At 40.0% G+C, this 19,485-nt stretch carries 16 protein-coding genes and 3 pseudogenes; all 19 read left to right on the top strand.

The features are described 5' to 3' along the window. Window positions 1-90: 90 nt before the first annotated feature. Window positions 91-876, top strand: a complete 786-nt coding sequence (locus D0T51_RS11305) for a FecR family protein (protein ID WP_163729403.1) — start codon at window positions 91-93, stop codon at window positions 874-876. Window position 877: 1 nt separating this feature from the next. Then, the gene (locus D0T51_RS11300) at window positions 878-3,301 is read left to right on the top strand and encodes a TonB-dependent receptor plug domain-containing protein (RefSeq protein WP_163729401.1); all 2,424 of its coding nucleotides are present in this window, start codon (window positions 878-880) and stop codon (window positions 3,299-3,301) included. Between the two features lie 99 nt (window positions 3,302-3,400). Beyond that, complete coding sequence (locus tag D0T51_RS11295; protein WP_163729400.1) at window positions 3,401-3,703, top strand: hypothetical protein; 303 nt, start codon at window positions 3,401-3,403, stop codon at window positions 3,701-3,703. 139 nt (window positions 3,704-3,842) lie between these two features. Further along, window positions 3,843-4,733, top strand: a complete 891-nt coding sequence (locus D0T51_RS11290) for a DUF2202 domain-containing protein (RefSeq protein WP_163729398.1) — start codon at window positions 3,843-3,845, stop codon at window positions 4,731-4,733. 316 nt (window positions 4,734-5,049) lie between these two features. Beyond that, window positions 5,050-5,376: a helix-turn-helix transcriptional regulator gene (locus tag D0T51_RS11285; protein ID WP_163729397.1), complete on the top strand. Its 327-nt coding sequence runs from the start codon at window positions 5,050-5,052 to the stop codon at window positions 5,374-5,376. A 73-nt stretch (window positions 5,377-5,449) separates the two neighbouring features. Beyond that, window positions 5,450-5,899: pseudogene (locus D0T51_RS12330) on the top strand (N-acetyltransferase family protein); the annotation flags it as partial. Window positions 5,900-5,941: 42 nt separating this feature from the next. Then, complete coding sequence (locus tag D0T51_RS12325) at window positions 5,942-6,373, top strand: arsenate reductase ArsC (protein WP_280779309.1); 432 nt, start codon at window positions 5,942-5,944, stop codon at window positions 6,371-6,373. Continuing rightward, complete coding sequence (gene arsB / locus D0T51_RS11275) at window positions 6,366-7,400, top strand: ACR3 family arsenite efflux transporter (RefSeq protein ID WP_163729392.1); 1,035 nt, start codon at window positions 6,366-6,368, stop codon at window positions 7,398-7,400. Before D0T51_RS12325 ends, arsB begins: the two co-directional genes overlap by 8 nt. A 32-nt stretch (window positions 7,401-7,432) precedes the next feature. Beyond that, window positions 7,433-7,864, top strand: coding sequence for a nitrophenyl compound nitroreductase subunit ArsF family protein (locus D0T51_RS11270; protein ID WP_163729390.1), 432 nt, complete (start codon window positions 7,433-7,435; stop codon window positions 7,862-7,864). Further along, complete coding sequence (locus tag D0T51_RS11265) at window positions 7,864-8,562, top strand: aromatic aminobenezylarsenical efflux permease ArsG family transporter (protein ID WP_163729388.1); 699 nt, start codon at window positions 7,864-7,866, stop codon at window positions 8,560-8,562. Before D0T51_RS11270 ends, D0T51_RS11265 begins: the two co-directional genes overlap by 1 nt. Before the next feature lie 46 nt (window positions 8,563-8,608). Continuing rightward, window positions 8,609-8,824, top strand: a pseudogene (locus tag D0T51_RS12390) (thioredoxin family protein); the annotation flags it as partial. Then, window positions 8,819-9,649 (top strand): arsenite methyltransferase, encoded by an 831-nt coding sequence (gene arsM, locus D0T51_RS11260; protein ID WP_348524303.1) that lies wholly within the window; start codon window positions 8,819-8,821, stop codon window positions 9,647-9,649. The pseudogene D0T51_RS12390 and the gene arsM, both read left to right, overlap by 6 nt. Before the next feature lie 104 nt (window positions 9,650-9,753). Then, window positions 9,754-10,443, top strand: a complete 690-nt coding sequence (locus D0T51_RS11255) for a VIT family protein (RefSeq protein ID WP_163729386.1) — start codon at window positions 9,754-9,756, stop codon at window positions 10,441-10,443. 140 nt (window positions 10,444-10,583) lie between these two features. After that, window positions 10,584-14,909, top strand: coding sequence for a CusA/CzcA family heavy metal efflux RND transporter (locus tag D0T51_RS11250; protein WP_163729384.1), 4,326 nt, complete (start codon window positions 10,584-10,586; stop codon window positions 14,907-14,909). A gap of 8 nt (window positions 14,910-14,917) precedes the next feature. Then, window positions 14,918-15,823, top strand: coding sequence for an efflux RND transporter periplasmic adaptor subunit (locus D0T51_RS11245; protein ID WP_163274175.1), 906 nt, complete (start codon window positions 14,918-14,920; stop codon window positions 15,821-15,823). 81 nt (window positions 15,824-15,904) lie between these two features. Continuing rightward, window positions 15,905-16,987, top strand: a complete 1,083-nt coding sequence (locus tag D0T51_RS11240) for a sensor histidine kinase (protein WP_163274171.1) — start codon at window positions 15,905-15,907, stop codon at window positions 16,985-16,987. Then, window positions 16,968-17,726: a LytTR family DNA-binding domain-containing protein gene (locus D0T51_RS11235; protein WP_163274172.1), complete on the top strand. Its 759-nt coding sequence runs from the start codon at window positions 16,968-16,970 to the stop codon at window positions 17,724-17,726. Before D0T51_RS11240 ends, D0T51_RS11235 begins: the two co-directional genes overlap by 20 nt. A 20-nt stretch (window positions 17,727-17,746) precedes the next feature. After that, window positions 17,747-18,670: a cation diffusion facilitator family transporter gene (locus D0T51_RS11230; RefSeq protein WP_163274173.1), complete on the top strand. Its 924-nt coding sequence runs from the start codon at window positions 17,747-17,749 to the stop codon at window positions 18,668-18,670. Between the two features lie 179 nt (window positions 18,671-18,849). After that, window positions 18,850-19,128 (top strand): annotated as a pseudogene (locus D0T51_RS11225) (tyrosine-type recombinase/integrase); the annotation flags it as partial. Window positions 19,129-19,485 lie beyond the last annotated feature (357 nt).

The raw sequence follows: 19,485 nt of genomic DNA, 5'->3' as shown, positions 1-19,485 counted from the left end.
CTTTAGGGGGTCACTTTAAATTGGCCGAAGGGGGTCACTTTCGATGGAATTTCCAGCATTACAGTTTTTAAAAACAAAACTTTTGTAACAATGAAAACGGAAAATATCAAAATAAAGCCCAAATGGACTAAATCAAAAGATGAGATTTGGGCGGAAAATTTTGCAGGATTGGAAGATGATGAGAAAAAGAAAATTCCTTTATATAAACGTCCGGTATTTTTATACGCCGGTGTTGCGGCAGTTCTATTGGCTATCATAATTCCTTCTATTGCTTTTTTGTATACCAAAGATATTACCGTACCACGCGGACAACATTATACGCTGAATTTGCCGGATGGTTCCCGGACAATAATAAATGCCGAAAGCAAATTAACCTACAAACCATTTTGGTGGAGAATATCAAGGGACGTAAAACTTGAAGGAGAAGCCTATTTTGATGTGCAAAAGGGTAGCGAATTTGAAGTGCGATCAGGTTCGGAAATTGTTATGGTTCTAGGAACAAGCTTTAATATACTTTCGCGCACGGGACAATATAATGTGGCTTGTTTATCGGGAAAAGTAAAGGTTAAAGCCGGTAACCAGTCGGTAATACTTACTAAAGGTATGCAAACTGTTTTTGAGAATAACACATTACAATCTGTAGAAAATGAGGATATAGAACAAAAAATAAGCTGGACAAAAAATAAGTTCGTGTTTAATGAGGAACCACTTGTGAATGTTATCAGGGAAATCGAAAGGCAATACAATATTGAGATCGTTGCTCCTGAAAATATTAACTACATTTATAGTGGAAATTTTACAAAACTGGATAATCCGGAAGATGTTTTACAAATTATACAAGAACCCTTTGGTATAAAACTTAAAATAAAGAAATGATTTGAGCAGATTCCTTATTGTATTTATATTACTGTTTTGTACGTCTCCTGTGATTTATGCACAGGAGATAAAAGTCCATGTGGCCAATGAATCCTTAGATAAAGTCCTTCAAAGCCTGGGTATAGAGGTATCTTTCGACACTAAGGCCGTTTCTAAATATATAATTACAGAAAAGAAAGTTTTCAAATCTGTTGATGATGCTATGACCTTTCTTCTGAAAGATAAACCACTGGCATACAAGAAAACCGGAAATGTATATGTTATTTATCCCAAAAAAGAAATCGAAAAAATTCTTCCTCTAAAAAAACAATATACAATATCAGGTATTGTGAAAGATTGTACCAACGAAGAAAAATTACCTTATACCTACATTACTACTGATCAGGGAACAATAGTTACAGATGAAAACGGATATTTTTTTCTCAAGGGAGATAAGAGTTCGACTCGCATTCAAACCAGTTATTTGGGATACAATAGCATAGATACGATTCTTTCGCACGGGCATCACACATTAAATGTAAGCCCCGGCCTGATATTGATGCCGGAAGTGATAGTATCACCATCTTCAAGTGCAATGATGATGCAGTCGGGGAAAACATCCGGAGAAATAAGGCTCAATTATACTGTCGCCAGGCAGATGCCGGGAAGCGGAGATAATTCTGTTTTCAACCTGCTTCGCATGATGCCGGGGGTAAGGGCGTCAGGAGAACCATCTGAGGATCTGATAGTGTGGGGAGGCAATAACGGCGAAAGTAAAATTACATTTGACGGGTTTACTCTTTTCGGATTAAAAAGTTTTAGCGACCATATCAGTTTTATTAACCCATACATGGTAAAAGATATCAGGTTGCTAAAAGGCGGTTATGATGCCTCATTCGGAAACAGGACCGGAGCGATAGCCGAAATTACAGGAATCGACGGAAACCGGGATAAACCTGTCCTCAAAGCAACAGTAAGCAACCTGACGGCAAATGTATTTGGTTCTATCCCTGTGTCAAAACGTTCAGTTCTGATGGCGTCTTACAGGCAGACATTTTATAACCTGTATGATGTGGAAGAATTGAATCCGTATGGTAAAAACAGTATCAACAAAAGCAATGGGCAAGGTAAAGGAAACGGTAATAATAAACCCCAGCAAAATATAAGTGAAATTTACTTGTCTCCTGACTATAAATTCAATGACATCAACTTGAAATATATTGGAAATACTTCGGGCAACGATAATTACCACATATCACTTTATACATCAAATGATGATTTCGATTATTCGGTTTCGAAAGAAGATAAATACGACCTGAGTGCTTCGCAAAACAACCACCAATATGCCGGAAGCGCTATGTATAACAAAGTATGGGGCAATTCGTCATCATCCCGGCTGAAGGTAAAATATTCTCAATTAAATACGCAAAACGACCGTATTACAAGGCTTCAGGGAAATCAGTCCCAACCTGAAATAAGCATTTCAACAAAGAACAAAATAGAAGAAGCCGGAATAGATTTGAACCACACCTTTAACTGGGGTAAACATCAGCAAATTGAGGTAGGTGGGGAAATTCTTTTTTATAAAGACAAGGTAAATGAAGTAAAAAATAATTTTACCGTACCTTCTATATATCTTTTGGACAAATTTTCCTGGGGGAAATTCTCTCTGGACGGAAGTATACGAGCTGACTTCGCAAGCAATAAGGTATATGTCCAACCTCGTTTTTCAGGGAGGTATACTCTTTCCGAGGCAGTAACTGCAACGGCCTCATGGGGGCTGTATCGCCAGTACATTTCCCGTATTCCAATACAAACTGATGAGTATACCAATTTTGTATGGAAAATACAGGAGGATAGCATAATGTCCGCGATGCATACCCTTGCCGGTTTGGCTTTCAGCAAAAACGGATTTTTAATCAGCCTGGAAGGGTATTACAAAAAAAACAAAAATATTATCCGTTTGTCAAAAGACATATACAAGACAGATGTGGATATTGCGGGCGTAGATCTGTTACTGAAAAAAGAGTTCAACAATGTTTCTCTTTTCGGTTCCTATTCCCTTTGTAATATATCGGAGCGAAAAGATGAAACCGGGCATGAGGTTAAGCTGGGAAGTATTTTCTCTATCGAGAGATTTACCCTATCTGCAAATTACGTTTTCGGGAGCGGATTTTCTCCCGCGTTTAAAGGTGGACAAGGTACAGGTCTGGGAAACAGCCCAGTTCAGGAATCCAATAAGGATTATAACAGATTGGACATTGGAGTTACTTATAATCATAAATTTAAGTTCTGCCAGTTGCAGACAGGAGTATCCGTTTTGAATGTACTGAATAATGAAAACACAAAATACAGCTATGTTTTCTCCAATAAAAAAGATGTTACAAACGTTTATACAAAAGCGACTCCGTTTACTCCTATGATTTTTCTTGAAATTTTATTTTAAAAGCAGGTAGGGTAAAATTAAGCTCATGCGGTTAATAAATAAAACATTCCATATTTCGAAATATGAAATGATCTGATTTATTAATTTAAAAATGAAAAAATGAAAACAAAACTATTCATGGCAGCCTTAGCCATTGTTCTGTCAATGGGAGTTGCATCTGCACAAAATGGAAACGGGAACGGAAAAGGTAAAAATCAAACTCAAAAGCCGAACAAAGAAAGGCCATGTGTTCTTCTTCCGGGTACTAACAAAACATGCGTCAATTTTATTGATGTAAATAAAAATGGAGTTTGCGATAATTTTGAAAATGGAACTTGTTCCGGTAATTGTAAAGGAACGGGAACACCGGTAGGTACTAAACCCCAAGATGGAACGGGTCAAAAGAAAGGTCGGAAAAAATAAAATATACGATACTATCAACAGGGATGCCACTTTAATTCAAGCTGGCATCCTTATTTAATCAGGCAGGTAGGGTATATTCTATCTTATACGGTTAATAAATAGATTTATCAGCTCATTCATTCTTTAAAAACTAAAAAACATGAATATTAATAACAAATTATTTGCATTTTTATTTATGGTATTTTCATTTATGTTGTTTTCATGCAGTAGCGAAAATGATTTCGATGATAATACGGGAACCGGCAATTCAGAACCAGTAAGCCTTCTAAAGGTTTCTGATGAAGGAATTTCTTCTTTTATAGTGGACAATATTTGTCCGGTACTGGACGCAACATCTCCTTTGACGGCTGACGAAATAGAGTTTTTATATGCATTGAGGGAAGATGAAAAAATGTCTCGCGACCTGAATCTTGCATTTTCATCTCTCTATCCTACAGCCGTGCAGTTTTCAAGAATCGGTACTGCCGAAGCAACACATATAGCTACCATTGAGAGGCTTCTGGATTATTATGAAATAGAATATCCTGCGCTAAGTCCTAATGGATTATTTGCTGATGAATACAGGCAAAATCGGTACAATGAACTGCTTGTTACGGGCAATACTCTGGAAACTGCCTATACGGCAATTGCCCGATTGGAAGAGGAAAATATTATTACTTATAACAATGTTCTGAGAAATATATCAAACCCGAACATCAAAATTATTGTTTCTAATTTGCTGAAAAGTTCTACAAATCATCTCAGGGCTGTAGTACGTCAAATTACATTATCAGGAAGTAACTATACACCTTCATTATTGGATGAAACCACTTATCAGGAAATTATCTCTTCAAATCCGGGACAAGGCAATAAATATCAGCAGAAAGGAAAACAAGGACAAAATACAAACAGCGAAAAAGGGAATCAGCACAGAGGGAATAAAGGTTCTATAAATAATTCGGGTGTGTGTAAAGGATGCACAAACGGAACTTCTCCAGGCAGCAATTCGAATAAAGGTCGGGCAGGTAAAGGATATAGGGGAGGTAATTGAACATTTTTATTCAAAAGGAAAGAATTCTGAGATTTTGAGGATAGTCTTTTGAATATTTAAGTTTTATAATCCCATTTATGCGGAAAAATTGTTTTCCTGAAAACGGTCTACATATCCATTCCTTATGATGTCGCATTGTCTGCCTAAAAAGGATAGGAATATACATTGCATGCCTGATATTAAATGGTTTAATACCATTTTAATATCAGGTGTTTTTCGTTATCTAACAAGCATAGCGATTTTATAAATTAACGGTTCGTGAACTTGTGAATTAAAAGCATATTCGTATATTTGCGAACGATAAATAATAAATGATATGTCGAAGAAAGAACTTACAGCCGAACAAGAACAACTTGCACGTTTCGCAAAAGCGTTAGGCCACCCTATTCGTATAGCTATCCTCCAAATGCTTGCGAATCAATCTTGTTGTTATCATGGCGATATGTCGGAAATACTGCCCATTGCCAAAAGTACTTTGTCGCAACATCTGAATGAACTGAAAGACGCAGGATTGATACAGGGAACTATCACGCTGCCTACCATAAAATATTGTATCAATCAGGAGAATTGGCAAAAAGCAAAAAGTCTGTTTTCGGCATTATTCGTTGAAATCAATAATGAAGAAAGCTGCAAAAGCAAATAAAAAATTTGTTTTAAAAGTTCGTGTTTTTACGAATTGCGAATTGTCTGTATAATTACGAATTACTATATAATATATGAAAATTAGGGAAGTGACATTAGAAGATGCAAAAGAGATTTGCAGAATTTATAACTACTACGTAGAAAACACAGCCATTACTTTTGAAACGGCAGCCGTAAGCGAAAGCGAAATGCAGCAGCGTATCAAAGGCTTTTTAGATGAAGGATTTCCTTACTACGTAGGAGACATTAACGGCAAAATAGCAGGCTATTGTTACCTGCATAACTGGAATAACCGTTGCGCCTATTCATCCACAAAAGAAGTTACTATCTATTTAGATAAGGATTTGCAGGGTAAAGGAATAGGCACAATCCTGTATCAGCATCTTTTCAAAGAAATACATAAAGACGATGTACACGCCCTGATAGCAGGAATATGTATTCCCAATGAAAGCAGTGTACGCCTGCATGAAAAATTCGGCTTCAAACAGGCATCACATATGAAAGAAATTGGCTGGAAGTTCGACCAGTGGCGTGATGTAGGACATTGGCAACTTGTAATAAAACAAATACCGCCTAAAATTTTAATTCTCTGTACAGGCAATAGCTGTCGTAGCCAAATGGCACACGGTTTTTTACAATCATTTGACCCTAAACTATTGGTATATTCCGCAGGAACACAAGCAAGCGGAAAAGTAAACCCTAAGGCCATAGAAGTAATGCAGGATGTAGGCGTGGATATTTCTCACTATACATCTGACAGTGTAGAAAAATATATAGGTGAACAATGGGGTTATGTAATAACCGTTTGCGGTGGTGCAAATGAAAATTGCCCTACTTTTTCAGGAAAGGTAAAGAACCGTTTGCATATTGGTTTTGACGACCCTTCCGAAGCTACAGGAACGCCCGAATTTATACAATCGGAATATATCAGGGTAAGAGATGAAATTAAAAAGGCATTTTACGAATTATATACAAGTAAGATAAAAAGCTATGAGTAAAAGAAAAATGAGTTTCTTAGATAAGAACTTAACCCTTTGGATATTCCTTGCAATGGCTATCGGTGTAGGATTGGGCTATTTCATTCCCTCATTCAGCGGTTATATAGATTCTATGTCAAGTGGAACGACAAACATACCTCTGGCAATCGGTCTTATCCTGATGATGTACCCGCCACTGGCAAAAGTAGATTATAAACAACTGCCGAAAGTATTTTCCAACATAAAGATATTATCCATATCGCTAATCCTGAATTGGATTATCGGGCCTGTATTAATGTTTGTACTTGCTATCCTGTTTCTACACGATTATCCTGAATATATGGTCGGCGTTATTCTAATAGGTTTAGCAAGATGTATCGCAATGGTGCTTGTATGGAACGACTTAGCAGAAGGCAATACAGAATACGGTGCAGGTTTAGTTGCCCTGAATAGTATCTTTCAGGTGTTCTTTTATAGCTTCTACGCTTGGATATTCGTAACCAAATTGCCTCCGTTATTCGGTTTTGAAGGTGCGATAGTGGATATATCCATAGGGACGATAGCAGAAACAGTTGCTATCTATTTAGGTATTCCTTTTCTCATGGGTATTCTTAGCCGTTTTATATTGGTAAAAATCAAAGGTGAACAATGGTATAAAGAGAAATTTATCCCTGCCATTTCACCGATTACCCTGATAGCATTATTATTTACTATTGTATTAATGTTCAGCCTCAAAGGTGAACTTATAGTACAGATACCGTTAGATGTAGTACGCATAGCCATACCGCTACTTATCTATTTCGTGGTAATGTTCTTCCTTAGCTTCTTTGCAGGCAAATTAATGGGAGCATCCTATGATAAAAACGCTTCGATAGCATTTACAGCCACAGGCAACAACTTTGAACTGGCTATTGCAGTCGCTATCGGTGTATTCGGTTTACACAGCGGACAAGCCTTTGCAGGCGTAGTCGGTCCGCTTGTCGAAGTTCCTGTACTCATCCTTTTGGTAAATATAGCCTTTTGCCTCAAAAAGAAATATTACAAATAAGTATCATGTAAAACTAACAAATCATTAATCGTATGAACAAAAGTATCTTAATCGTATTGCTTGCTGTATTCTTTATAGCTTGCGGAAACAAAACCGAAAACAAACAAGCGGAAAACCCAACACAGGAACAGACCATAACAACGGCGGACGCTTCGGTTGTGAACGTCTATTATTTTCACGGCAAACAACGCTGTAGAACCTGTATAGCGATTGAGAATGTAACTAAAAATGCAATAGCCGAGAATTACAAGGATAATCCGAAAGTGAAATATACGGAAATAAACATAGATGAATCCACAAACAAAGATTTAGTGGAAAAGTACGAAATTGCTTTCAGTTCCCTGCTTATCGCCAAAGGGGAAAACTCAACGGATTTAACCGAAAAGGCTTTTGCCAATGCGGTGAACTCGCCTGATGTACTTACCAACCTGATAAAAGAAGAAGTTAATAAACGTATTGACTGATGGAGTTTCTTCAACAGATAGTAGATAATTCGGATATTCCTGTATTTACGGCTTTTATATTAGGCTTAATGACAGCTATAAGCCCTTGCCCATTAGCAACCAATATAACGGCAACAGCCTACCTAAGTAAAGATATAGCCGATAAAAAGCGTGTACTTCTCAATGGAATATTTTATACACTTGGGCGTACTTTCAGCTATACGGCGTTAGGATTGGTATTTTATTTTGGTGCAAGTAAATTTCAGGTAGCCAAATTGCTGCAAAATATTAGCGGTTTATACTTGGGAATAGCCTTAATTGTTATCGGTATTCTGATGCTCGATGTTATCAAATTCAATATTCCTGCATTGAGTAAACTCACATCGAAAGTTGGTGAAAAGAAAATGAAAAAGAACTACCTGAACGCTTTTCTTCTGGGTGTATTGTTTGCATTGGCTTTTTGCCCTTATAGCGGTGTATTGTATTTCGGTATACTTATACCTATGACAATCAGCAGCGCATCAGGTTTGCTTCTACCGCCTGTATTTGCCATAGCAACCGGTCTGCCTGTTATCATTATCGCTTATCTGTTGGCTTACAGTATGTCGAATGTAGGCAAGTTCTATAACAGGATGAAAAGTTTTGAAGTATGGTTCAGGCGTATTGTTTCGGCTGTATTTATCATCGTGGGAATATATTATATAGTAATGAATATCTAAGGTCACAGACTTTTTTATATCAAATAAGAATAAAAACTAAACAGATATGGAAATAATCGTATTGGGCACAGGTTGCCCCAACTGTAAAACAACCTATGAAAGGGTAGCAAAGGTAATTGCAGATACAAACAGTACAGCTACTCTTAAAAAAGAAGAAGATATAATGGAGATAATGAAGTACAATGTACTTTCTACTCCTGCCATTGTGATAAATAATCATGTTGTAATACAGGGAAAAGTACCAAGTGAGAAAGAAATATCGGAAGTATTAACAACATCCAATAATCAATCAAAAAAAGAACTCGTAAAACAACGCTACAGCGAATTAGCACTCACCGCTGATGAACTGAAAAGCAAATGTTGTTGTGGTACAAACCCTACCGCACTTTCGAAGAAAGTATATACTATAATGAGTGAAGATTATAGCAAACTAAAAGGTTATGAAGCTGATGCTGATCTGGGTGTAGGCTGCGGACTTCCAACCGAATATGCAGGTATAAAAGAAGGCGATACAGTATTGGATTTAGGTTCAGGAGCTGGTAACGACTGTTTTATCGCCAGAGCCGAAGTAGGCGAAACAGGTAAAGTTATCGGTATTGATTTCTCGCCACAAATGATTGAAAAAGCACGAAAGAACGCAGCTAAGCGAGGTTATGCCAATGTGGAGTTTATTGAGGGGGATATTGAAAATATCCCCCTGCTGGATAATTCAATTGATATTGTAGTAAGTAACTGCGTTTTAAACCTGTTACCAGAAAAGGATAAAATCTTCAAAGAAATATACCGTGTATTAAAACCCGGAGGACATTTCTGCATTTCGGATGTAGTATTGAACGGTGCATTTCCAAAAGAATTTACGGATAATGCTTCGATGTATGCGGGTTGTATTGCCAGTGCTATTCAGAAAGAAGATTATCTATCAGAAATAAAAAAAGCCAATTTTGAGGATATTAAAATTAAACGAACAAAAACCGTTCTTATTCCTGATGAAGTTTTGGAAGAACATTTAGATGAAAAAACGATTGAAAAATATAGGAAAGGGAATGTTGGTATTTATTCCATTACAGTAACAGGAGTGAAAGATTAGATAATACTCCTCATATTTAGTGCTACACGCTATAATCAAGAGCAGGCAAAACAAATATCATGCATACAATGTTAATAATTAAACAAATTATCAACTAAGATATCATGCATCGCGAAAAACATTTTACGAACCGCACGAACTGGTTAAGAGCAGCAGTCTTAGGAGCAAACGATGGTATTTTATCCACCACCAGTATTGTAATCGGAGTGGCGGCAGCCGATACCTCCAGAAACTCCATCGTCCTGGCTGCTTTAGCCGGATTAGTTGCGGGAGCCTGCTCCATGGCAGCAGGCGAATACGTTTCCGTAAGTTCGCAAACCGATGTGGAAACCGCCGACCTTAACCGCGAAAAGTCAGAATTAACAACTATGCCCGAACAGGAAGTTGAAGAATTAGCCGGTATTTATGAAGGAAGAGGATTAGACAAAGAGTTGGCACACTCCGTTGCCATACAATTGATGAAACATAATGCGTTGGAAGCCCATGCTCGCGACGAACTGGGCATTAATGACCTAACTAAGCCAAACCCTTTGCAGGCAGCAATGGCTTCTGCCGCTTCATTTATTTCAGGAGGGATACTACCTTTCCTCGTATCCGTTTTGGCACCGATAAAAGGAATGGTTTTCTGCCAATATGGGTTTGCTATTCTATTTCTGGCCGTATCAGGGGCAGTCGCCGCAAAAATGGGAGGTTCTAATATATATAAATCCATTGCCAGAATATGTTTCTGGGGAACTGTAGCAATGTTTATATCTGCTTTGGTAGGGTATATATTTGGAGTGCAGACTTCGTGAGCTGGCACAGATTATAAATAATAAATTCACACCCCCAATAAGATAACTCACCCCTCAATCCGGCCAGTTCACATGCTTTGCAGTTTGGCCATACCCCTTCCCGCCATACCTTTGCATACAAATTATTAACAACAAATTGTATGTTTGATAAAATAATCCGGTTTTCGGTAAAGAGGAAACTCTTTGTCGGATTTATGACATTGATCCTCCTCGTTGCAGGTATTTATGCCATGCTCACCCTTCCCGTAGACGCTGTTCCTGATATAACCAACAACCAGGTACAGATCGTAACCGTTTCACCTACGCTCGCACCACAGGAAGTAGAACAACTAATCACCTTTCCTATCGAAGTGGCTATGAGCAATATTATGAATGTAGTGGAAATACGTTCAGTTTCGCGCTTTGGTCTTTCACTGGTAACTGTTGTTTTCAAGGAAAATGTGCCTACTCTTGATGCGCGGCAACTAATAAACGAACAGATACAAACCGTAGCAGGAGAAATCCCTTCGGAACTGGGCGTTCCCGAACTGATGCCTATCACAACAGGGCTAGGAGAGATTTACCAGTATGTACTTGAAGTTGCACCAGGCTATGAAGACCGGTACGACGCCATGGAGCTGCGAACCATACAAGACTGGATTGTAAAACGCCAACTCTCCGGCATACCCGGAATTGTAGAAATCAATAGCTTCGGTGGATACATGAAGCAATACGAAGTAGCAGTAGACCCCGATGCCCTTTATTCACTCAATATTACCATTGGCGAAGTTTTTGAGGCCCTGCACAAAAACAACCAGAACACAGGAGGAAGCTACATCGAAAAAGACAGCAAGGCCTATTATATTCGTTCCGAAGGAATGATAAAAAGTCTTAGGGATATAGAGCAAGTTGTCATAACCAACCGGGGCGGTATCCCTATCCATATTGACGATATCGGCAGGGTGGGTTACGGTTCGCCTAAACGTTTCGGGGCGATGACCAAAGACGGGCAGGGAGAATGTGTGGGCGGCATTGCCATGATGCTGAAAGGTGCGAATGCCAATGTGGTGACCGCCGAACTGGAAAAAAGAGTGGAACTTGTGCAGAAAATGCTACCCGAGGGTGTCAGCATAGAACCATACCTTAACCGTTCTGAACTTGTAAACCGCAACATATCAACTGTTATCCGCAATCTTATAGAAGGAGCTTTGATTGTTTTTCTTGTTCTGATAATTTTCCTCGGGAACGTAAGAGCCGGACTAATCGTTGCCTCTGTTATTCCTTTATCCATGCTCTTCGGATTTATCATGATGCGGCTGTTCGGAGTATCGGCAAACCTGATGAGCCTCGGAGCAATAGACTTCGGTATTGTGGTCGATGGCTCTATTGTTATAGTCGAAGGAATACTCGCCCATCTATACACGAAACAATTTTACGGGCAAAAGCTATCGCCTCAGGCAATGGATAATGAGATAGCCAACGGCACCAAAGGTGTTGTGCATTCCGCCACGTTTGCGGTGCTTATTATTCTCATTGTATTCTTCCCTATATTGATGTTGCAAGGTATAGAAGGTAAATACTTTACCCCAATGGCCAAGACGCTCGTGTTTTGTATTATCGGTGCATTGATTTTGTCGTTAACATATGTGCCCATGATGGCATCTCTCTTTCTGAAAAAATCAATCAAACAAACACGTACTTTTGCCGACCGTTTCTTTGACTGGTTAAACAAGCTATACAGAAGGTTACTGCAAAAATGTTTGCGGTTCAGTCTGACTACCGTTGCTATAGCATTCCTTGTACTGGGAGGCAGTATCATACTGTTCACGAAATTAGGGGCGGAATTTATCCCAACCCTTGACGAAGGTGATTTTGCCATGCAGATGACTTTGCCTGCCGGAAGTTCACTAACCCGTAGCATCGAAGCTTCGGACGAAGCCGAAAAGATACTTATGAATAACTTCCCTGAAATAAAACATGTGGTGGCAAAAATAGGTACGGCAGAAGTTCCTACCGATCCGATGGCGATAGAAGATGCCGATATTATGATCGTAATGAAGCCTTTCGATGAATGGACAAGTGCATCCTCCCGAGCCGAAATGGTAGAGAAAATGAAAGCAGCGTTAGACACCATTCCCGATGTAGAATTTAATTTCAGCCAGCCCATCCAGTTACGTTTTAATGAATTGATGACGGGAGCCAAAGCCGATATCGCCATCAAGTTATACGGCGAAGACATGGAGGAACTATATTCCAAAGCTAAGGAAGCATCCAAATATATCGAACAAGTACCGGGTGCCGACGATGTATTGGTAGAGCAGGCAATGGGACTGCCTCAACTGGTGGTAAACTACGACCGCAGCAAACTGGCTCGCTATGGCGTAGATGTGGAAGAATTGAACAACATTATCCGTACCGCTTACGCAGGTGAAGCAGCCGGAACTGTATTTGAAAATGAGCGACGTTTTGACTTAGTAGTCCGCCTCGACCAACAAAAAGTGGAGGACTTTAACCTCAATAAGTTTTTCATTCGCACAACCGACGGCATACAGATACCCGTTACCGAATTGGCACAAGTAGAGCTGATCAGCGGCCCCCTGCAAATCAACCGTGATGCTACCAAGCGGCGGATTGTAATAGGTGTCAATGTGCGTGATGCCGATATACAGCAGGTAGTAGGAAGAATCCAAACTGTGCTGGATGAAAATATAAAACTTGAACCCGGTTATTACTTTGAATACGGCGGACAATTCGAAAACCTTCAAAATGCGATCAACACTCTGCTAGTAGTAATCCCTATTGCTTTACTGCTGATTTTGTTACTCCTGTTCTTTGCTTTCCGCAGCCTTACTTATACACTCGTGGTTTTCAGTACCGTGCCCCTATCCATGATAGGTGGTGTGCTTGCCCTGTGGATAAGAGGGTTGCCGTTCAGCATATCGGCAGGTGTAGGATTCATTGCTTTGTTTGGCGTATCTGTGCTGAACGGTATTCTTATGTTGAATCATTTCAAAGCCTTATCGAAAAGTACAACTTACAAAATGGCAACAGATAAAATAATAAAGAAAGGAACCCCGCATCTGCTCCGCCCGGTATTCCTTACCGGATTAGTCGCTTCACTCGGTTTTGTACCAATGGCTATTGCTACTTCAGCAGGAGCCGAAGTACAACGTCCGCTGGCAACGGTTGTTATCGGAGGATTATTGGTTTCAACATTCCTCACACTGATAATCATTCCCGTGTTCTATCACCTGATAGGCGTATTCTCCGTATATAGGCGGAGATGGAAAAAAAGTAAACTGATTACTTTTACCGGACTTTTAGCATTATTAATGATTATACCTGCACAAATGCATGCACAACAGACCGTTACACTGGATGAAGTGATAAAAATGGCAAAAGAAAACAATCCGCGGTTGAAATCCGCTACAGCGTCCATCGACCGGAGCAAAGCAGCCAAAGGAGAATCATGGGATTTGGGAGCTACTTCTTTCGATTATTCATGGGGACAGCTTAACAGTACCAACCGGGATGACCGGCAATTTAATGTCTCTCAATCCGTAGGCTCAATCGTTACCCCTTTTTACAAAAACGCATTGGTAAAACATCAGGTAAATACCAGTACCTACTACCGCGACATGGTAGAGAAAGAAATAGTCGCCGAAGCCAAACGTACATGGGCTTATTACCAATACACCTACCATAAAAAACAACTGCTGAATGAGCAAAGCAAACTAGCCGAAATCCTTCTCCGAACTGGCGACCTGCGTTATAAACAGGGAGAAATTACCCTGCTGGAAAAGAATATGTCTTCTGCCCAGGCTGCTTCCATGAAAAATAAAGTATTTCAGGCCGAAGAAGAATTCAAGGTTGCCGCTGCCCGCCTACAATGGATATGTTATGCCGAAAATACGGTAATTCCGGCTGATACCCTTTTGAGTAAATACGATGTAGGTATGATGACAACAGACTTATCCTCTATCCATCTTTCTTATTTCAATAGTAAGGTATCCGAATCCGAAGCGCAGGTGAAAGTAGAGAAAAGCCGCTTCTTCCCTGAATTTTCCGTGGGATATCAGCGGCAGAATATCCTACCCGACAAGGGTCTGAACTCGTGGACTGTCGGCATATCCATCCCACTTGTGTTCAATGCGCAATCCAGCCGTGTGAAACAGGCAAAATACGATGCTTACATCGCAAAATATGAAGCTGAAGGCAATATCCGGCAGCTTAGTAACAAAGTATACGAACTGAAAGCCGATCTGCGTAAGTATGATGAAAGTATCCGCTTTTTTGAAAGCTCGGCATTGCCTGAAGCCGATGCCATGATTCGCTCTTCCGAATTACAGCTGAAACATAGCGAAACGGATATAAGCGTTTTTATACAAAGTATGAACAGTGCATTGGATATTAAACAGTCTTATATCGAAATGATATACCAATACAATGTATCGGCTTTAGAATACGAATTATATAACAACAAATAAAGTAAATGATGAAAGCTATTTATATAACAGTTGCCACCCTTCTATTGATGATGGGATGCAGCAACCTGAAAAATGAGAATCCGGAAAAAGCGGACGAATCGAAACCTGATACAGAACAGGTTGAACTGGAAACAAAAGACACGGTAAAGGTTGATGCTGTAACCTCTGCCACATCGCTGGCTAGAGATGCTGCATTTAACGGCACTTTTGTTCTTTCCCCACAACGGCAGGCATCCGTTACCCTGTCTATCGACGGTATTGTGAAAAACACGTCATTGCTGCCGGGTAAATATGTACGCAAAGGCGAACTGTTGGCTACGCTTGAAAATCCTGAATTTATAAACTTGCAACAAAATTATCTGGATGCATTCGCCCAATGCGAATATCTGGAAACAGAATACAAACGACAGGAAATACTCGCAAAAGAAGAAGCCGCCTCGCAAAAGAAATTTCAGCAGAGCAAAGCCGATTACCTTTCTATGAAAAGCCGGAAGGATGCCGCCGCCGCACAGCTCACCATGTTGGGTGTATCACCGCAGGCACTCCATACAAAAGGCATACTTTCCCTGCTCGAAGTGCAGGCACCTATAAGCGGTTATATATCCAACCTTCAAATGAATATAGGTAAACACATCGCAGCAGGCGAAGCCTTGTGCGAAATCATTGATAAAAGCAATACGCTTATCAAACTGACAGCTTATGAAAAAGACCTAAATAAAATAAAGGTGGGCAATAGCATCGAGTTCAGAGTTAATGGTATGGGTGACGAAAAGTTTGGCGGTGAGATTATTTCGGTAGGACAGTCGGTGGATAACATCAACCGCTCCCTCGAAGTATATGCCAAAGTGATGGAGAACAACGAATTATTTCGTCCCGGAATGTACATTAATGCAAGGATTGTACAAATAGAGTAAAAGCCGGGTGAGGCATCAAACTTATTTGAACTATGCCGAGGCGCATCTTCAATTCTGTAAAAATAACTACTTTTGTTGTTTATGAACGATGATGGAAAGAAATACGGAAACAGATACAAACTGTCGCTGGTTATTATATCGGTGGCAGTCAGCTTCCTTATCCATATACCTGAAATTATAGATTTGCTGGGCAATCTTGAAAACCATAATGTTTTTCCCGGTATTCAGACATTGGAAGTAGTCAATGAGATTTTCTTTTCCTTTCTGGCTCTTCTTTTCCTTTTCTGGTTAAATACAGTTGTTTTCTGCTTCAATAAAACAACCTCAAAAATAGGCTGGCAAAAGTTTATACTTTCTTTTCTTTTATGCTGGCTGGTAAGTACCCTGATAAGTAATGCGTTTTATCATTTACACAAAACGTTCGATATACTGGCCGTACAATCCACGGCACATCACTACTTACACCCTATCCGCGACTTCATTATCTCGGGAGTGGTAACAGGTAGCTGTTACATTATTTACATTACCCGCAGGCAGCAAAAAATACTTCTGGAGAACCAGCAACTAAAGCTCGAAAATATCCTCAGCCAATACGAATCGCTCAAAAGCCAGCTCAATCCGCACATGCTTTTCAACTCCCTCAATACCCTACGGTCGCTGATACGCGAAGAACCCGCAAAAGCACAGAATTATACACAGGAACTCTCCAATGTCCTTCGTTACATGCTTCAGGAAAACGACTCGCAGAAAACCACGCTTTCCGAAGAGCTCGAATTTATCGAAGGGTATACTTTCCTGCTCGAAATGCGCTATGAGGATACCCTAACCTTCGAATTTGAAGTGGATAAAAGATTCAACAACTACCTGCTCCCTCCCATGTCGTTGCAGGTTTTAATTGAAAACGCCGTTAAGCATAACGAAATCAGCAACCGCCATCCGCTGAAAGTAAATGTAAGAACAACCGCCGACGGTATGCTACATGTATGCAACCGGATTCAGCCCAAGTTAACAAGCAGTACAGGTACAGGAATAGGGCTGGATAATCTGGTTAAACGCTATCGTTTGCTTTTTGGTAAAAAAATAACGATTGATAACACAGACAATCTGTTTTGTGTCAGCATCCCTTTAATAAACCCTAACCACCATGAGAACCCTGATAATTGAAGACGAAAAGGCTGCTGTAAATAACCTGAAAGTTTTACTGGCCGATGTGGCTTCTCAATGTAAGATAATAGGCATAACTGATTCTATCATCGAGAGTATCAAATGGCTACGGGATAACCCTATGCCCGACCTTATCTTTATGGATATACACCTGGCCGACGGTTCTGCCTTCGAGATATTTGAACACATCCGGATAACCTGTCCCGTTATTTTCACCACTGCTTATGACGAATACGCGCTAAAAGCCTTCAAAGTAAACAGTATCGATTATCTATTAAAACCCATCGGCGAGAAAGATATAAAAAGAGCTATGGACAAACTGGCTTTGCTGACTGATAAAAAGCAGGACGACAACCACTCGTTGTCGCAACTGATAAAGTCTATGAACGAGCAGAAACAATATAAAAACTATTTCCTCATTCCCAATAAGGGCACCAAACTTTTACCGTTGCCTACTGAATCCATTGCCTGTTTTTATATTGACAGCGGTGTAGTAAAGGCTATTTCTAAAAACAACGAATCTTATATTATCCCGCATACGCTCGAAGAACTGATTGAATGTTTAAATCCCAACGTTTTCTTCCGTGCCAACAGACAGTACATTATTGCTAAGGATGCGGTTATGGATATTGATTTCTGGTTCAACGGACGGCTATCGGTTAATCTTATTGTACCCACAAAAGATAAAATACTGGTAACAAAAGCACGGGTGAGCGAGTTTAAAGAGTGGTTCGGATAGGTTTCGGAATTATATCGAAGATGGATAATTTTACAAAAAAAGAGCGCGAAAGGGGCATTTATAAGGTAACCGTTGTCGGTAGTATTATAAACCTGCTGCTGGTACTTGGTAAATTCACTGCCGGTATCTTGGGGCGGAGTGCGGCAATGATAGCCGACGCGGTACATTCACTTTCGGATTTCGTGACTGATATCATCGTAATCGTTTTCGTTAAGATATCCAGCAAACCCAAAGACGAGGAACACAAATACGGGCACGGTAAATTCGAGACGCTGGCAACACTTATGATTGGGTTCATCCTGCTTCTTGTTGGCGCGATGATAGCCTACAACGGTACAAAAGACATCATTGCGGTAATCAAGGGTGCGACTCTTGAAAGTCCCGGAATGATCGCTTTCTGGGCGGCTATAGTCTCAATAATCTTGAAAGAGGTATTATATCGCTATACTGTCATTCAGGGACGGAAACTGAAATCGGATGTTGTCGTTGCCAACGCATGGCATCACCGCAGCGACGCACTATCTTCTATTGGTACGGCCGTTGGCATTGGCGGGGCGGTATTCCTTGGTCAGAAATGGACGGTATTAGATCCGGTTGCCGCCGTTGTGGTAAGTGTTTTCATTATCAGGACGTCCGTTCAGCTGATGAAACCGGCCATTGACGAGTTGATGGAAAAGTCGCTACCGGCAGCGACCGAGAGCGAAATCCGCAAAATTGTCGGCTCGTTCGACGGAGTGAGCGGCTTACATAATCTATATACCCGAAAAATAGGGAACGGTTGCGCCATAGAATTCCATATCCGTATGGATGGCGATACAACCCTCGAAGAGACCCACAGGAAAATAACAGAGATAGAGAGGAAACTCCGGGAACAATACGGTCCGGATGCCCATGTAATGATTCACATGGAGCCTGTAAAACAAGAATGTAAGGATAAAGGGTAAGCTCGGTCGATTATTTTCTATATATTATGAGGAGAATGAATCTAAAAAATATATCTTTGTATAAGAGTTATTAGGTAAAGATGCAAAATGAAGTAAAGACCAGTTAAAAGAACCGTTACCAACTCGTTACCTCGTCAAAATTCACTCTTTGTAACTGTCTGACAAAGAGCCTCAAAATCCAAATCGACTGTTATTTGAAGGAAATCGCTGATTTATGCGGAATTACAAAGAAGCTTAGCACACATGTTGCTCGCCATACTGCGGCAACAGTAGTGTTTTTGGCCAATCAGGTTACTATTGAAAACGTGGCCCGGATATTAGGACACCGCAAATTGCAAATGACCCAACACTATGCAAAAGTGCTTGACAGCTCCATTATGCGGGATATGTCTGCCGTAAAAAACAGTTTTGCTGCAATGATGAGTAATAATGAGGTAATTGCCGAACAACCACAATAAACAATACAGTTATGAATACAGGTTATATTCTCATAAATGAAAATTCGGTTTTCATATTTCCCTTTAATGGGGAAATATGGTTAACCGTTTGCCAGATCGCCGAATTGTTTGATGTGTTTCCGAGTGCAGTAACAGCTAATATAAAATCCATTTTCAAGAAAGGACTTTTGGACGAAACTCAGGTTTACAAAGCTTATTCGTCTTCTAATAAAACAATTAACCTCTACAATCTGAAAATGATTATTGCGTTGTCTTATTGCTTATCAAGTAGGAAAGCCGGAAAGTTCAGAGAATGGATACATTGGAAATTCCATCGAAAGTGACCCCCTTCGGCCAATTTAAAGTGACCCCCTAAAG

The sequence above is a fragment of the Parabacteroides sp. 52 genome (assembly GCF_010500925.1).
GTDB lineage: Bacteria > Bacteroidota > Bacteroidia > Bacteroidales > Tannerellaceae > QVMG01.
The sequence above is the reverse complement of the archived record's forward strand: the minus strand, read 5'-3'. Positions and strand labels throughout refer to the sequence as shown.

Coding starts and splice junctions, on each gene's coding strand:
- D0T51_RS11305 (WP_163729403.1), top strand. CDS start 91: ATGAAAACGGAAAATATCAAAATAAAGCCCAAATGGACTAAATCAAAA.
- D0T51_RS11295 (WP_163729400.1), top strand. CDS start 3,401: ATGAAAACAAAACTATTCATGGCAGCCTTAGCCATTGTTCTGTCAATG.
- D0T51_RS11290 (WP_163729398.1), top strand. CDS start 3,843: ATGAATATTAATAACAAATTATTTGCATTTTTATTTATGGTATTTTCA.
- D0T51_RS11285 (WP_163729397.1), top strand. CDS start 5,050: ATGTCGAAGAAAGAACTTACAGCCGAACAAGAACAACTTGCACGTTTC.
- arsB (WP_163729392.1), top strand. CDS start 6,366: ATGAGTAAAAGAAAAATGAGTTTCTTAGATAAGAACTTAACCCTTTGG.
- D0T51_RS11270 (WP_163729390.1), top strand. CDS start 7,433: ATGAACAAAAGTATCTTAATCGTATTGCTTGCTGTATTCTTTATAGCT.
- D0T51_RS11265 (WP_163729388.1), top strand. CDS start 7,864: ATGGAGTTTCTTCAACAGATAGTAGATAATTCGGATATTCCTGTATTT.
- D0T51_RS11255 (WP_163729386.1), top strand. CDS start 9,754: ATGCATCGCGAAAAACATTTTACGAACCGCACGAACTGGTTAAGAGCA.
- D0T51_RS11250 (WP_163729384.1), top strand. CDS start 10,584: ATGTTTGATAAAATAATCCGGTTTTCGGTAAAGAGGAAACTCTTTGTC.
- D0T51_RS11245 (WP_163274175.1), top strand. CDS start 14,918: ATGAAAGCTATTTATATAACAGTTGCCACCCTTCTATTGATGATGGGA.
- D0T51_RS11240 (WP_163274171.1), top strand. CDS start 15,905: ATGAACGATGATGGAAAGAAATACGGAAACAGATACAAACTGTCGCTG.
- D0T51_RS11235 (WP_163274172.1), top strand. CDS start 16,968: ATGAGAACCCTGATAATTGAAGACGAAAAGGCTGCTGTAAATAACCTG.
- D0T51_RS11230 (WP_163274173.1), top strand. CDS start 17,747: ATGGATAATTTTACAAAAAAAGAGCGCGAAAGGGGCATTTATAAGGTA.